General features: G+C 70.5%; 16 protein-coding genes. 5 read left to right on the forward strand and 11 right to left on the reverse strand.

Annotated features, from left to right (window positions below):
- Positions 1 to 10 precede the first annotated feature (10 nt).
- The gene (locus tag ACX80K_RS01865; RefSeq protein ID WP_459270170.1) at positions 11 to 229 is read left to right on the forward strand and encodes a hypothetical protein; all 219 of its coding nucleotides are present in this window, start codon (positions 11 to 13) and stop codon (positions 227 to 229) included.
- A gap of 45 nt (positions 230 to 274) precedes the next feature.
- Here ACX80K_RS01865 and ACX80K_RS01870 read toward each other — a convergent pair whose 3' ends face one another.
- The 5 genes from ACX80K_RS01870 to ACX80K_RS01890 all read right to left on the reverse strand — a co-directional run bounded on the left by ACX80K_RS01870 (position 275) and on the right by ACX80K_RS01890 (position 3,720).
- Positions 275 to 568, reverse strand: coding sequence for a hypothetical protein (locus ACX80K_RS01870; protein WP_459270171.1), 294 nt, complete (start codon positions 566 to 568; stop codon positions 275 to 277).
- Positions 569 to 762: 194 nt separating this feature from the next.
- Positions 763 to 1,887 carry a serine hydrolase domain-containing protein gene (locus tag ACX80K_RS01875; RefSeq protein WP_459270172.1) on the reverse strand — a complete coding sequence of 375 codons (1,125 nt, stop codon included), beginning with the start codon at positions 1,885 to 1,887 and terminating at the stop codon, positions 763 to 765.
- Positions 1,888 to 1,946: 59 nt separating this feature from the next.
- Positions 1,947 to 2,243 (reverse strand): hypothetical protein, encoded by a 297-nt coding sequence (locus ACX80K_RS01880; RefSeq protein WP_459270173.1) that lies wholly within the window; start codon positions 2,241 to 2,243, stop codon positions 1,947 to 1,949.
- Between the two features lie 17 nt (positions 2,244 to 2,260).
- Positions 2,261 to 2,977 (reverse strand): VOC family protein, encoded by a 717-nt coding sequence (locus tag ACX80K_RS01885; protein ID WP_459270174.1) that lies wholly within the window; start codon positions 2,975 to 2,977, stop codon positions 2,261 to 2,263.
- Between the two features lie 32 nt (positions 2,978 to 3,009).
- Positions 3,010 to 3,720 (reverse strand): DUF2306 domain-containing protein, encoded by a 711-nt coding sequence (locus ACX80K_RS01890; protein WP_459270175.1) that lies wholly within the window; start codon positions 3,718 to 3,720, stop codon positions 3,010 to 3,012.
- 163 nt (positions 3,721 to 3,883) lie between these two features.
- On the opposite strand from ACX80K_RS01890, the gene ACX80K_RS01895 reads away from it, so the two are divergent.
- Complete coding sequence (locus tag ACX80K_RS01895; RefSeq protein ID WP_459270176.1) at positions 3,884 to 4,603, forward strand: TetR/AcrR family transcriptional regulator; 720 nt, start codon at positions 3,884 to 3,886, stop codon at positions 4,601 to 4,603.
- A gap of 37 nt (positions 4,604 to 4,640) precedes the next feature.
- On the opposite strand, the gene ACX80K_RS01900 is transcribed toward ACX80K_RS01895, so the two are convergent.
- Genes ACX80K_RS01900 through ACX80K_RS01920 form a run of 5 tightly spaced genes read right to left on the reverse strand, consistent with a single transcriptional unit; the run spans position 4,641 to position 8,498 of the window.
- The gene (locus ACX80K_RS01900) at positions 4,641 to 4,958 is read right to left on the reverse strand and encodes a hypothetical protein (RefSeq protein ID WP_459270177.1); all 318 of its coding nucleotides are present in this window, start codon (positions 4,956 to 4,958) and stop codon (positions 4,641 to 4,643) included.
- 28 nt (positions 4,959 to 4,986) lie between these two features.
- Positions 4,987 to 6,117: a glycosyltransferase family 4 protein gene (locus ACX80K_RS01905; protein ID WP_459270178.1), complete on the reverse strand. Its 1,131-nt coding sequence runs from the start codon at positions 6,115 to 6,117 to the stop codon at positions 4,987 to 4,989.
- Positions 6,114 to 6,983: an alpha/beta fold hydrolase gene (locus tag ACX80K_RS01910; protein ID WP_459270179.1), complete on the reverse strand. Its 870-nt coding sequence runs from the start codon at positions 6,981 to 6,983 to the stop codon at positions 6,114 to 6,116. Before ACX80K_RS01910 ends, ACX80K_RS01905 begins: the two co-directional genes overlap by 4 nt.
- The gene (locus ACX80K_RS01915) at positions 6,983 to 7,816 is read right to left on the reverse strand and encodes an aldo/keto reductase (RefSeq protein WP_459270180.1); all 834 of its coding nucleotides are present in this window, start codon (positions 7,814 to 7,816) and stop codon (positions 6,983 to 6,985) included. The genes ACX80K_RS01910 and ACX80K_RS01915 overlap by 1 nt, the downstream gene beginning before the upstream one ends.
- A gap of 28 nt (positions 7,817 to 7,844) precedes the next feature.
- Positions 7,845 to 8,498 (reverse strand): TetR/AcrR family transcriptional regulator, encoded by a 654-nt coding sequence (locus ACX80K_RS01920; protein ID WP_459270181.1) that lies wholly within the window; start codon positions 8,496 to 8,498, stop codon positions 7,845 to 7,847.
- An 84-nt stretch (positions 8,499 to 8,582) separates the two neighbouring features.
- Here ACX80K_RS01920 and ACX80K_RS01925 point away from each other — a divergent pair, with 84 nt between their 5' ends.
- On the forward strand, positions 8,583 to 9,593 hold the full coding sequence (locus ACX80K_RS01925) for an NAD(P)-dependent alcohol dehydrogenase (protein WP_459270182.1): 1,011 nt from the start codon (positions 8,583 to 8,585) through the stop codon (positions 9,591 to 9,593).
- Positions 9,594 to 9,642: 49 nt separating this feature from the next.
- Here the strand turns inward: ACX80K_RS01925 and ACX80K_RS01930 are convergent, their stop codons facing one another.
- A complete protein-coding gene (locus ACX80K_RS01930; protein ID WP_459270183.1) occupies positions 9,643 to 10,644 on the reverse strand; it encodes a sugar-binding transcriptional regulator in 1,002 nt (333 codons plus the stop codon).
- A 123-nt stretch (positions 10,645 to 10,767) separates the two neighbouring features.
- Here ACX80K_RS01930 and ACX80K_RS01935 point away from each other — a divergent pair, with 123 nt between their 5' ends.
- Positions 10,768 to 12,510, forward strand: a complete 1,743-nt coding sequence (locus ACX80K_RS01935; protein ID WP_459270665.1) for a glycerol-3-phosphate dehydrogenase/oxidase — start codon at positions 10,768 to 10,770, stop codon at positions 12,508 to 12,510.
- 139 nt (positions 12,511 to 12,649) lie between these two features.
- Entirely contained in the window at positions 12,650 to 13,396 is a 747-nt protein-coding gene (locus tag ACX80K_RS01940; protein ID WP_459270666.1) for an MIP/aquaporin family protein, read from the forward strand.
- Positions 13,397 to 13,416 lie beyond the last annotated feature (20 nt).

The following is a 13,416-nucleotide window of genomic DNA, read 5'->3' on the forward strand; positions in this document are numbered from 1 at the left end:
CGTCTGCCAGATGGATGAACACGGGAAGCGGAAGCGGAACGGCCCGGCGACGAGCGGAGGCACAGCGTTCTTGCCGATCGGCATCGTGTTCCTTGTCATCGCGATCGCGATGATGTTCTCGGGAACGTCGTCCTGGATCGCGTTCTTCACCATCGGCATCACGTTCCTCATCCTCGGACTGCAGAAGCCCGCGGAGAAGGATGAACACCCGTCCAGCGGGACACCGTAGGGCCGATTCCGACGGTTGGCGGTCAGGTCCGGCCGGGGTCGCAGGTCAGCGGGTACCGCCCGCTCCCTCGTCCACTTCCTCGTCCTGCCGGTCCCTGCCCGCGAGGCGCTCGGCATGCCTCATCACGAGGGAAGACGCGATCAGCGCAGCGCTGAACGGCAGGCAGAACGACAGGATCGCCGAGATGGCGTTGACCAGGAAATAGAACCCTCCATTGGGCATCCCCGTGTCGTTGAGGCCCTCGACCAGCTGCCCGGTCAGCAGCATCCCTGCAAGTCCTACGACACCGAGCACGATGCCCGCGACCAGGGTCTTCCTGGCCGGATCCGATGATGCCATGATGATTCCCCCACGTTCTAAGCCGTGCCTCCCGATGAGGAGGCGCTGATACGCGGCACGACCCACCCGGTCCCCAGGGGACCGATCGAGCTGAATCGCTACCGCTACGGGAACGATAGCAACAGTCCACCTTCGCCTTCGGGCCAGGACATCATGCGGGAAAGCTGATGGCCGATCCTCATGGGCGAGTACTCCTAGGACGAATCCAGTGTTGCTTCGGCAGCCTTCGTGAATGCATCGAAGAGCCTGCCGGACGGCGGTGACACCTGGGTCATCAGGACAGCCGCAGCGTCGTGCTCGGGCCAGCTGTACCACAGGGTGCCCAGCCCGCCGCCCCAGCCGTACCGACGTCCACAGGCCCCGTCGGTCACTCCGACGCCGTACCCCCAGCCGCCGCCGTCGAGGAAAGCATGCGCCGAGGGGCCCGACCGCTGGTCGGCGGTGAGCCGATCGGTGGTCATCGCCTCGACCGACTCGGGGGACAGCAACCCGCCGCCGTCGTCGAGGAGCATGTGGGCGAACCGCAGCAGATCATCCGCTGTGGAGACCAGGCCGCCGCGGCCGTCCGGGAAGGCGGGCGGTCTCGACCAGCGGCTCCCCACGGCGGTGTCGAAGAGGACCAGGCCCTCCGCGCTCTGCGCGAAGGACGGCACGAGGTGTCGCGGTGCGACGAAGCCGGTCTGGGACATGGCAAGGGGAGTGAACAGTCGCTCGCGCATCAGTACGTCGAGGGGCGTTCCCGTGACGCGCGCGAGCACGACTCCCAGCACGCCGAACGCCAGTTCGTATCGCCAGACCGTGCCCGGCTGCTCCAGCAGAGGCAGTGAGGCGAAGCGGGCGACCCATTCGTCGGGCGGGGGCATCGCGGGAGGGTCGGGGGGCCCGAAGCCCAGACCGGCGGCTTCGGCCGCGTCCACCGCGGGACACTTACTCTCGACCACGAACCCGAAACCCATGCGCATCGTCAGCAGGTCCTCGACCGTCATCGACCGGGCCGGAACGGTGTCCTCGAGCCGACCGTCGAGCCGGTTGAGGACACGGCGGTCGGCCAGTTCGGGAATGAATGTCTCGACGGCATCGTCGAGATGCAGCACGCCGTCCTGCACGAGGAGCAGTGCGACCGCCGCGATCATCGGCTTCGTGTTGGAGCTGATGCGCATGACCGCATCGGCCGGCATCGCGGTAGGCCCGCCAGGCTCCGTGCTCCCCACGGCGGCCAGTGAGCGGCGGCCGTGGTGCACGACGCCCATGACAGCCCCCGGGACCTCCCCGGCAGCCACCATCGGACGGATCATCGGGATCAGCTGCTGCGCGTCCACCGCACGATCGTAACAGCGGCCGGTTCCGGGACGCCGGCGGAGCCTGCTTCCGACGTCGCTCAGGCCCTCCAGCCGAGGACCGACCCGCCGATCACCATCGCCCCGTACCACGTGACACCCGCGACGACGGGCACAAGGACGAGCCAATAGGACCGGCGGGACGCCAGCTTCACGCCGACATGGGTCAGGACCACCCACCACACGAGGAACAGGGCCACGGCCCACAGTGGGGCGGCGAGACCACTCACCAGATAGAAGTACCCCGCCACGAGCTGCGCGGCTGCGGCCACCACGGCGACCCCTCCGTACAGCAGGAGCCCGGCGCCATGCCTTGCGACCGGCCCTGGGTAGTGCATGTGCCCGGTCCCCTGAGTCAGGACCGCGCCGGGAGCACGCACAGCTCGTTACCCGAGGGGTCGGCGTAGATGCGCCACGGCAGGTCACCCCAGCCGGGGTGCAGTTCGCGGCCGCCCCGCCCGACGATGCCCGCCGCGACCTCGTCGGGATCGTCGCCGGGCTCGAGCCGGACGTCCAGGTGGACCGGATTCTTCCCGTCGCCCTTCGGTGCCGGCTCGGGGCACAGCTCGAGGAGCGGACCCCGCAGCGACGCGTGGCGCAGGGTCCGGGAGCGTCCGGGAACCTGCACCCAGCCGGTGAGCCAGGACCAGAACCGGGCGTCACGGTCGGGGTCGGTGGAATCGAGCGGGAGCGCCGCGATCGGCCCGGTGCCGGAGTACTCCGTGCGGTCGTCCAGAACGCAGCAGGGGTTGCCCTCCGGGTCCGCGACGACGACCCAGGGCACGTCCCCCTGACCGACGTCGAGGTGTGAAGCGCCCAGCCCGAGCAGGCGCTCGACCTCCTCGGCCTGCCGAGCCCCGCCCGCGAGGTCGAGGTGGAGTCGCGCGGGGGAGGAGCGGCCCTCGGGGACGCGCTGGAAGCACAGGTCCAGCGCCGGTCCGCCGTCGACCGTGAGCCGTGTCTCGTAGGCATCGGGCTCGTCGGTGAGCTTCTCGCCACCGATTACCTGCTCCCAGAAGCGGCCCAGCCTTCGGGGCTCCGCGGCGTCGACGACGATGTTCTCCAGGTACATGGAGGCCACCGTATGCCGGGCGGGAGGAAGCCTCAAGCGGCCGCCGGTGCCCGAGCCGCCAGGGGTGCCACCCGGACGCGGTGCCGTCGGCGGATGAGGACCTCGGCGACGGCGAGATTGATGGTCCACCCCGCACCCATGAGGACCGCCCGAAGGGTCGTATCCGGCGGACTCGAGAGCAGCTCCGGCCCGATGAGGATCAGGGCCTGCGTCCCGGCGCCCAGCCCGATCGCGTAGGCCCGGGTCATCCAGGCACCGTGTGCCGCGATGTCCCGGCGCAGCACGGCGCGCACCCCGAGGAGGAGACTGAGGGCCATGCCACCGCCGAACAGGAGCCGGAGGACGAGCAGGAGGGGGCCGTCGCTGGGTGGGAGGACGTAGAACAGGGCCATCCAGATACCCGATACCGCCGCCACCAGCCCCGCGGGGAAGAGGATCCTGCCGGCGATCCGGTGCCAGCGGCGCCGGCCGCGGAGCGTTGGCACGAACTGGAAGGCTCCCAGCAGCGAGTAGACGGTCGCGCCGACGATATGCAGGACGACCGGGACGGGGGAGTCGAAGAATCGAGCGTTCCGGTCCGTGATGGGCGCCCCTCCCGTGAGCTCGGTCAGCCGGACGGCACCGGCGAGGACGGGGATGAGGCTGAGAAGGATCAGGCCGGCGGGCACGAGCCAGGCAGGCGCCCTCCGCGCCGCACCGCTCGGGCGGACTCCGGCCCGTGTGTTCTGTCCGGTGGGTTCCATCGACGTCCTGTCCGTGAGTGATGTGGGTGCTATGGGTGCTGTGGGTGCCGGAGGGCGGCGGGGCCGGAGCCCTGAAGGTGTACGGCGTATACCGACACCGCCTACGGTAGGTGTACGGCGTACACTCGTCAAGGGATTGCGGACTCCGGACAGGGAAGAGCACATGGACCACGGAATGCGGACAGAGCCGCGGGAACGCCTCAGCAGGGATGCGGTGCTGCGGGCTGCCGTCGCGCTCGCGGACGAGCACGGCATCGGACGCCTGAGCATGCGCTCCCTGGCCGACGTGCTCGGCGTCGTGCCCATGGCCCTCTACAAGCACGTCGCGAACAAGGACGACCTGCTGGACGGCATGCTCGACGTCATCGTGGAGGAGATCGAGCCGCCGACCGAAGCGCCGGAGTGGAGGGACGTCGTCCGCCGCCGAGTCCTCTCGGCGAGGAGGGTGCTCCAGCGGCACCGCTGGGCACGCCGGGTGCTCGAGACGCGGGCCACCATGACCCCGGGCGTCCTCGCGTACACGGACTCGTTCATCGGCATGTTCCTCGACCGCGGATTCTCGGTCGACCTGACGCACCACGTCATGCACGCGATCGGGAGCCGCATGTGGGGGTTCACGCAGGAGCTCTTCGACGATCCGGAGGCCGGCCCCGCCCTTCAGGCCGCCGACGCAGCGCCCGATCAGGCCGTCCTGCAGCAGCTGGTCGCACGCTACCCCAACGTCCTCCGGATCGCCCTGGCCTCGGCGCACGACGACGGTGTCGTGGGCCGCGGCTGCGACGACCAGTTCGAGTTCGAATTCGCGCTCGACCTGCTCCTCGACGGCATCGGGGACCTGCAGGCGCGGGGCTGGACGTCGGCGCGACCGGGGGCAGGACGGTAGGTCCGATCCCGGAGGCGGACGCGCGCGCGGCCCGCCGTCATGCCGGCGGCGCTCCTCCCGAGCCGGGCACGGACGCGATGCGCCAGCCGTCGGAGTCGATCTCGACGACGACGGGCGCCGATCCCGGTGCGGCATGGTCGTGCAGGGCCTGCCCCACGGCGTCCGCGGACGCCGTGACGACGAAGGTCTCGCCGCGGAACCGGTCCGCCGTCTCCTCGAGGAACGCGGCGAGCTCGCGGGCATCCTGCACCTCCCCGAGGTCGAACCACGCGGCGACCCGCAGGCGCGCCAGCCAGTCCGGCTGCCCCGCGGCACCGAGGAGGACGGCGGTCGCGGGGCACTGGAGATCGGTCACGACCCGCGTCCTCCGCAGGCGATCGCGCTCACGCCGACCGCTTCCCTCGGATCGCGGTGGCGGCCCGCCGGAGGATCCCCCGTCGTCGGCCGTACTCGTCGATCGCACGCCGGCAGGCCGTGCGCAACTGCCCGGCCGACGTCGCCCACGAGTACGTGCCGGCCCGCGCCAGCCCCGCACGGGACGCCTCCGCCCAGCGGCCCGGTTCCTCGAGGGCGCGGACCGCATCGGCCACCGCGCCGGGGTCGTCGGGGTCCACGAAGAGGGCGGCCCCGCCTCCCACCTCGCGGAAGATGGGGATGTCACTCGCGATGACGGGCGTACCGGTGGCCATGGCCTCGATGATGGGCAGGCCGTACCCCTCGGCCCTCGACAGCGTGACGAGCGCGGTCGATCCGTGGAGCAGGTCCTCGTACTCCGCGTCGCTCACCCCGTCGTGGAAGACCACCCGCTCCGCCGCAGCGGGGAGCGCAGCCAGTTCGGCGCGCCGCGCAGGGGCGATCCGGCTGAGCAGGTGGAGCGTGTGCCCGGGGAGCAGCGCCATGGCCCGGACGAGCGTCCCGACGTTCTTGTAGGGCATGAAGGACCCCATGTAGAGCAGTGCGGCGGAGCGCGGCGCCTCGGGGTCGCGACGGCGGTCCGTCGGCTGCGGGGCGTTGCCGACGAGCAGGACGGGCCGGCGCGTGAGCCGGTGCCGCGCGATGAGCCCCGCGGTGGTGGCGGAGATCGTCGCGACGACGTCGGCACGGTCGAGCAGGAGGCGCTGCGGCCAGTAGGCGAGGTGGTAGAGCCGCCAGAGCAGGCGCACCGGCAGCGGGAGGAACGACGGCGGCGTCGGGTTCTGGTAGTAGATCAGGTCGTGCAGGGTGAGGACGAGGGGATACCTGCGGCCCCAGGACCCCATGGTCTGCATGGGGCACACGACGACGTCGGGCCGCAGGCGGTTGATGCGCAGGGCGACGAACAGCTCGGCGGGGGAGAGGGGGCTCGGGAGCCGGACGGAGGGGACGTCGGGCAGGAGCGCGAGCTGCCGCGGGTCGCTGATGAGCATCACGACGTCGTCCGTCTCGGCGAGGGCGGCGATCAGGCTGGCCCCGTAGCGGCTGATCCCGTCGTGATGGTCGGTGCGCGTGAAGCGCGCGTCGAACAGGATCCTCATGCCGGTGTTCTCGCCAGGAAGTCCTCGATCAGCAGGGCGGCTTCGCGGGGTTTCTCGTAGTGCACGAGGTGCCCGACGCCGGGGAGGACGGCGAGCGTGGCGTCCGGCACCAGGGCGGCGAGTTCGCGCTGGCTCGGCACCGACCCGATGTCGTCCTGCTCCGCGGCGATGAGCAGGACGGGCAGGGCCAGGTCGCCCGCGCGGTCCCGCACGGTGCCGGAGATGGAGGCGCGGAACGCCTCGAGGACCACGCGGCGGCTGGCGAAGGAGCTGAAGTAGGCGCTGTGCTGTCCGTGGATCCAGCGGCGCAGCGACCTGTCCTTCGTCTTGGCCATGAACACGCTCATGCCGCGGACGATCACCGGATTGGCCAGCAGGGCGCGCCCGGCCGCCTCGGGCAGGCGGTCGGCGGCCACGTAGTAGGCCTCGGCGATCCGCGACGCCAGCCTGCTCGGCCCCTCGAGGGCGGGCGCGCTGATGGGGTTCACCAGCACCAGGGCGTCGGCGAGTCCCGGCTCCAGCGCGGCGGCCTCGGCGGCGATGATCGAGCCGAAGGAGTGCCCGAGCAGGACGCGCGGCTCGGGGGCGAGGCGGCGCACGGTGTCACCGATGAAGCGGGCATAGGCGGCGACGTCATGCGTCCCGGGCAGTTCACCGCCCTGCCCGAAGCCCGGCAGGTCCGGGAGGAGGATGCGGTGGCGGGGCAGTTCCTCGACGAGGCGCAGGAGCCCGTGGTGGTCCCCGCGGAAGCCGTGCACCATGACGATCGTGGCGCCCGGATCATCTCCTGCGACGAGCGCGGGATAGTCCCAGACCCGCTGCCGGGTGCCCTCCCACGCGAGGGTCCGGACGGTGCCCTGGCGCATCAGCCCACCCGGTCGGGGTGCGACCCGAAGCGCTGGTCCCGGTCCAGGGCGTCGAGCGCCGCGAGGTGTGCGTCGTCGAGCGTGAACCCGAAGATGTCGAGGTTCGAGCCGATGCGTTCCCGGGAGCTCGCCTTCGGGATGGTCAGGATGCCGTGCTGCAGGTGCCAGCGCAGGATCACCTGCGCGGACGTGCGCCCGAGCTCGTCCGCGATCCGCTTGATGACCGGGTCCTCGAGGACGTGCCCGCGGCCGAGCGGACTCCATGCCTGGGTGGCGATGCCGTGCAGTGCATGGAAGGCGCGGAGCTCGCGCTGCTGCAGGTACGGGTGCAGCTCGATCTGGTTGAGGACGGGGACGACGCCGGTCTCGGCCAGCAACCGCTCGAGGTGGACCTGCTGGAAGTTGGAGACGCCGATGGACCGGACCCTGCCCTCGGAGCGGAGCCGCTCGAGCGCCCGCCAGGTCTCGACGTACAGGTCCCGCGAGGGGCAGGGCCAGTGGATCAGGTACAGGTCCAGCCGGTCGAGGCCCAGCAGGTCCAGCGTCGTGTCGAAGGCGCGCAGCGTCGCGTCGAAGCCGTGGTCGTCGTTCCACACCTTGGAGGTGATGAAGAGGTCCTGCCGGTCCCCGCTGTCGAGGAAGGCCCGTGCGGCGGTGCCGACGCCGACCTCGTTCCCGTAGAGGGAGGCCGTGTCGAGGAGCCGGTACCCGGCGGAGAGTGCCATCGAGCAGAGCTCGGCGGTGTCCTCGGGCGGGACCTTGTACACGCCGTAGCCGACGACGTCGATCGAGGTCCCGTCGGCGAGGGCGGCGCGGGGAACTGAGGTGCTCATGGGGGAACTCTACCGAGCCGCGGACCGCTCAACCCCGTTCCAGCGCGTCGAGGATCAGGGTGAGCCCGTGCTCGAACTCGTCGGCGAAGTCGTAGCCCGGCTGCAGGACGATCCCCGTGGCGATCTCCATCAGCCAGGGATACTCCCCGCCCGCGAAGCGCTCCATGATGGGGGCGGCGACCTCCGGCACCGATTCCGCGCCGCTGAGCGGCAGTGCGGCCTCCTGCAGGGCGAACCCGAAGATGAAGCTGTCCAGCACCGCGTAGGCGTGGGCAGTGGCCTGGAGGGTGAACCCGGAGCTGCGCAGGGTGCCCAGCGTCGCGTCGTGGTGCCGCAGGGTGGCCGGGCCGGGGTTCCTGCGTGATTCGAGCAGCCCGACCGCCCATGGGTGGCGGGCCAGGACCTCACGCATCGACCGGGCGCGGGTGAGCATCTCCTGCCGCCAGGGAGCGCCGATGACCGGGAGGTGGACCTCAGCGAAGACGAGGTCCACGATGCCGTCGAGGATCTGCTCCTTGTTGGCGACGTAGTAGTACAGCGACATGGGCCGGCTGCCGAGCTCCTGTGCGAGCGTCCGGATGGTCAGCCCGGCGAGACCGTCCGCGTCGGCCAGGGCGAGGGCCGAGCGGAGCACCCGCTCGCGGGTCAGCGGTGTCCGGCCGTCCGTGTGCTGTGCTGCCATGCTGCCCCCTAGCGGTTTCGTACACTGTACGATACCCTATGCCGCACGGGCCCGCGCACAGGGCGCACCCGGGAGGAGGCGGTCATGCAGGAGGAGCAGCGCAGGACGACGGCGGCCGGGGCCACCATGCGCGCCGTGACCCAGGACGGCTACGGCGGCCCTGCCGTGCTGCGGGTGGGGGAGGTACCGGTGCCGGAGGTCGGACCACGTGACGTACTGGTCCAGGTGCGCGCCGCGGGCATCGATCGGGGGGTTTGGCACCTCATGACCGGCACTCCCTATCTCGCCCGGTTGGCGGTCGGGATCCGCCGGCCACGGAACGCGGTACCCGGGATGGACCTCGCGGGCGTCGTCGTCGCGGTGGGGGCGCGGGTGTCGCGTTTCGCCGTCGGCGACGAGGTCTTCGGCAGCGGCCACGGCACGTTCGCGGAGTTCGCGGCGGCGGCCGAGGACACCCTGGTCCGCAAGCCTGCGGGCCTCACCTTCGAGCAGGCGGCAGCCGTGCCGGTGTCCGCCGTGACGGCGCTCAAGGCACTGCACGACGTCGGTCGGGTCACCGCGGGCCAGCACGTCGCGATCCTCGGCGCCTCGGGCGGCGTCGGCAGCTTCGCCGTCCAGCTGGCCAAGGCGGCCGGGGCACGCGTCACCGGGGTCTGCAGCGGGGCGAAGGGCGACTTCGTGCGCTCGCTCGGCGCGGACCGGGTCATCGACCATGCCACGGAGGACTTCGCCGACGGTGCCCCCGCCTTCGACCTCGTCGTCGACATCGGCGGGCGGCCCTCCGTGTCCCGCCTCCGCCGGGCGCTCGCCCCCCGGGGCACCGCGGTCATCGTCGGCGGCGAGGGCGGCGGGTGGCTGTCGGGCGGCATGCACCGGCAGTTCGGGGCCGTCGCGCTGTCCCCCTTCGTCGGCCAGCGCCTGGCGATGGTCATCGCGCTTGTCCGCGCCGACAGCCTGGAGCGGCTCGTGGGGCTGATCGGGGACGGCGCCGTCACCCCGCGTATCGACCGCTCGTTCCCCCTCGAGCAGGCCGCCGAGGCGCTCGCCTACCTGGAGGAGGGACGGGTCCGCGGCAAGGTGGTCCTCACGGTATAGCGGTGCGCCCGACCGGGCTCACGGAGCAGCGGGCGGAACCCCGGCCCCGCTAGGCGTAGACCAGGCGCCGCGCGGACCCCTCGTCGAGGATCAGGTCGGTCGCGAGTCCGGCCGCGAGGGCCCCGCGCAGGCCGTGGATCTTGGACTCGCCCGAGACGACGCAGATGCGCCGGCGCACCTTCCGGAGCTCGTCGAGGTCGGGGCCGGTGCTGCGCTGGTTGAGCACGACGTCGCGGTGCGTGCCGTCCGCGCGGAAGAACATGGTGGCGACGTCGCCGACCACCGCGTCGGCCTCCAGGGCGTCGAGGTCCTCGCCGTCGAGGTAGCCGCCGCTGTAGACGTGGCTGGGGATACCCGAGCCGACCGAGCCCACCCCGAAGATCGCCATGGTCATGCGGCGCTGCAGGTCGAGGATGCGCCGGACGCTGCGCTCCTCCCACATGGCGGTCTTCGTGCCGGCGTGGTCGAAGAACGCCGGCACCGGGAACTGCTCCACGCGGGCCCCGTACGCCTGCCCGAAGCGGCGCAGGATCTCGCTCGCGTAGGTGATCCCCGTGGTCTGCGTGTTCCCGGCCCCGTTGAGCTGCACGATCGTGCTGTCGTGGGTCTGCTTCCGGGTGAGGTGGTGGCTCACCGCGCTGAGGGTGGAACCCCAGGCGACGCCGATGATCGCGTTCGAGTCCACGAGCGGCCCGATGGTGCGGGCGGCCTGGATCGCGACGCGGTCGAGCACGTCGGAGTCGCTGACGGAGTCGGCGACGGGGACCACGTGCGCCTCGACGCCGAACCGCCGGCGGATGTGCTGCTCCAGCGCGGGTGCCCGCTCGGAGGGATTGTTGACCTGGATCTGCACGAGACCGGTCTCGCGCGCCATGGACAGCAGGCGGGAGACCGTCGAGCGCGACGTGCGCAGCTCCCGTGCGATCGCGTTCATCGTGAGGTCCTGCAGGTAGTACATCTGGGCTGCCCGGAGGGCGTCACGCGAGCGGTTGCCGGGGGATTGCTCCCCGGGTGCCGCGTCCACCCCGGAACCACCGCTCGTCGTCGTCATCCCGTCAGTCTGACCCTCTTGTGCACGTTTGTGCAATGCGGTTGACTGCTATTCCCAGTCCTCGAAGAATGAGAGTTGCACCACCCCTTCCAGACATAGACGTTACGGAGTAGTACCTTGAGCATTCCAGCCGACCGGATCAACGGTGAAGGCACGACAACTTCTACCCGCACCGTGGTGCAGAAGCTCAGGGACAAGCCCCGGGCGTCAGTGCTCATCATCGGCGGCGGCATCAACGGGGTCGGCACGTTCCGCGACCTCGCACTGCAGGGCATCGACGTCGCGCTGGTCGAGCGCGGGGACTACTGCCAGGGCGCCTCGGGCGCGTCGTCGCACATGATCCACGGCGGTATCCGCTACCTCGAGAACGGCGAGTTCCGCCTCGTCCGCGAGTCGGTCATCGAGCGCAACGCCCTCATGAAGATCGCACCCCACTACGTCAAGCCGCTGCAGACGACGATCCCGATCTACACCACCTTCTCGGGCATCCTCTCGGCCCCCATGCGGTTCCTCACGCACAAGCAGGGCAAGCAGGTGGAGCGCGGCGCCGTGCTCATCAAGGCCGGCCTCACCATGTACGACTTCTTCTCCCGGGACGGCGGCAACGTCCCGCGCCACTCCTTCGTCGGCCGCAAGAAGGCCCTCGCCGCGATGCCCGACGTCCGCAAGGACATCAAGTGGGCCGCGACGTACTTCGACGCCTCCGTCCACAATCCCGAGCGCCTCACCCTCGACGTGCTGCGCGACGGCGAGATCATCAACGACGCCGCCCGCGCCGCCAACTACGTCAGTGCCATCGGCGCCGGCGAGGAGGGCATCCTCCTGCGCGACGAGCTCACGGGTGAGACCTTCACCTTCCGGGCCGACGTCGTCGTCAACGCCACGGGCGCGTGGACGGACAACACCAATGCGGCGCTCGGCTCCGAGACCCGGTTCATGGGCGGCACCAAGGGATCGCACATCGTCCTGGACCACCCGGAACTGCTCAAGGCCTGCAACGGCACCGAGATCTTCTTCGAGCACGTCGACGGCCGGATCGTCCTGATCTACCCCATGGGCGACCGCGTCCTCGTCGGCACCACCGACATCGACGTCGACATCAACGAGCAGGCCGTCTGCACGGACGAGGAGATCGACTACTTCTTCGAGCTGATCGGGCACGTGTTCCCGGACATCGAGGTGACGCAGGACCACATCGTGTATAGCTTCTCGGGCGTCCGGCCCCTGCCGCGCCACGACGACACCCAGCCCGGCTTCGTCTCCCGCGACTACCGCATCGAGAAGCGCGAGGAGAAGCTCGGCGGCCGGTCCGTCACGACGCTGAGCCTCGTGGGTGGCAAGTGGACGACGTTCCGCGCGCTGTCCGAGCACCTCACCAATGACACGCTCGCCGCCCTGGGGGCGCCGCGCAAGGCGTCGACGGCCGGCGTCGCCATCGGCGGCGGCCAGGACTTCCCGACGGACGAGGCCGCCGAGCGCGCCTGGATCAGGCGGGCCGTGCGCCCCGGCGTCGACGCGGCACGGGTGGAGGTCCTGCTGACGCGGTACGGAACCCGTGCGACGGATGTCATCGAATACCTTGCCGAAGGACCCGACAGGCTGTTCAATTCCACGAAGGAGCTGAGCACGCGAGAGCTCGCCTACATGGTGGAGCACGAGCAGATCGGCCACCTGATCGACGTCCTGATCCGCCGCACCTCCCTCGCCTTCCGTGGGCTCGTCACCGGGGAACTGCTCGCCGAGCTCGCCAGGACCCTCGCCCCGCTGCTGGGATGGGACGCCGCGCGGTCCGCGGCGGAGGTCAAGCTCGCCGAGACGGTCCTCGCCGAAGCCCACAGGGTGCATGTCAAAAGCCTGATCGCGTAGCGGCGCCCGCCGCACACGGGGTCGAACCGCTGCCACGGGCAGCGGTGCAGTGCCAACGGCAGTGGTTGCCGGGGGGAACCAACGGGTGCCGTCGAGGCGGCGGCTCCCGTCAATAAATGAATAGATAGAGGAGTCAATGATGTCTCTGGAAGTGTTTGTAGCCGAAACTTTCGGCACGATGCTGCTGCTGTTGCTCGGTACGGGCGTGGTCGCGAACGTCGCGCTCGCCAAGACCAAGGGCAATAACGGCGGCTTTCTCATGGTCAACTTCGGGTGGGGGCTCGCCGTCTTCGCCGGCGTCTACGTCGCAGCCCTCTCGGGAGCACACCTCAACTTCGCCGTGACCGTCGGTCTCTGGGTCAACGGCGACACCGCCGAGTTCGCCCCTGGCGTGGACAAGAACTTCATCAATGCGATGGCCTACCTGGCCGCGCAGATGATCGGTTCGATCCTCGGCGCCGTCCTCTGCTGGCTCTCCTACAAGCAGCACTTCGACGAGGAGCCGGATCCCGCCAACAAGCTCGGGGTGTTCTCCACCGGGCCCGCCATCCGTTCGTACGGCTGGAACCTCGTCACCGAGATCATCGGCACCTTCGTGCTCGTGTTCGTCATCCTGTCGTTCGGCAACACGCCGTCCGGCCTGGGCCCCCTCGCCGTCGCACTGCTCGTCGTCGGCATCGGCGCCTCGCTCGGCGGACCGACGGGCTACGCCATCAACCCGAACCGCGACCTCGGGCCCCGTATCGCCCATGCACTCCTGCCCATCAGGGGTAAGGGCGGCAGCGACTGGGGCTACGCCTGGGTCCCGATCGTCGGACCGATCATCGGTGGCATCCTCGCCGGCATCGTCATCCAGTTCATCTCTTTCCCCGCTCCTCCCGCTTAGGGGCCGCTTCGCGGCCGCGT

The organism is Arthrobacter sorbitolis, assembly GCF_054510995.1.

Excerpts from the sequence above, each read along its gene's own strand:
- ACX80K_RS01925 (WP_459270182.1), top strand. The coding sequence starts at position 8,583 with ATGCAGGAGGAGCAGCGCAGGACGACGGCGGCCGGGGCCACCATGCGC.
- ACX80K_RS01885 (WP_459270174.1), bottom strand. The coding sequence starts at position 2,977 with ATGTACCTGGAGAACATCGTCGTCGACGCCGCGGAGCCCCGAAGGCTG.
- ACX80K_RS01865 (WP_459270170.1), top strand. The coding sequence starts at position 11 with ATGGATGAACACGGGAAGCGGAAGCGGAACGGCCCGGCGACGAGCGGA.
- ACX80K_RS01930 (WP_459270183.1), bottom strand. The coding sequence starts at position 10,644 with ATGACGACGACGAGCGGTGGTTCCGGGGTGGACGCGGCACCCGGGGAG.
- ACX80K_RS01890 (WP_459270175.1), bottom strand. The coding sequence starts at position 3,720 with ATGGAACCCACCGGACAGAACACACGGGCCGGAGTCCGCCCGAGCGGT.
- ACX80K_RS01915 (WP_459270180.1), bottom strand. The coding sequence starts at position 7,816 with ATGAGCACCTCAGTTCCCCGCGCCGCCCTCGCCGACGGGACCTCGATC.
- ACX80K_RS01920 (WP_459270181.1), bottom strand. The coding sequence starts at position 8,498 with ATGGCAGCACAGCACACGGACGGCCGGACACCGCTGACCCGCGAGCGG.
- ACX80K_RS01880 (WP_459270173.1), bottom strand. The coding sequence starts at position 2,243 with ATGCACTACCCAGGGCCGGTCGCAAGGCATGGCGCCGGGCTCCTGCTG.
- ACX80K_RS01895 (WP_459270176.1), top strand. The coding sequence starts at position 3,884 with ATGGACCACGGAATGCGGACAGAGCCGCGGGAACGCCTCAGCAGGGAT.
- ACX80K_RS01905 (WP_459270178.1), bottom strand. The coding sequence starts at position 6,117 with ATGAGGATCCTGTTCGACGCGCGCTTCACGCGCACCGACCATCACGAC.
- ACX80K_RS01910 (WP_459270179.1), bottom strand. The coding sequence starts at position 6,983 with ATGCGCCAGGGCACCGTCCGGACCCTCGCGTGGGAGGGCACCCGGCAG.
- ACX80K_RS01870 (WP_459270171.1), bottom strand. The coding sequence starts at position 568 with ATGGCATCATCGGATCCGGCCAGGAAGACCCTGGTCGCGGGCATCGTG.
- ACX80K_RS01940 (WP_459270666.1), top strand. The coding sequence starts at position 12,650 with ATGTCTCTGGAAGTGTTTGTAGCCGAAACTTTCGGCACGATGCTGCTG.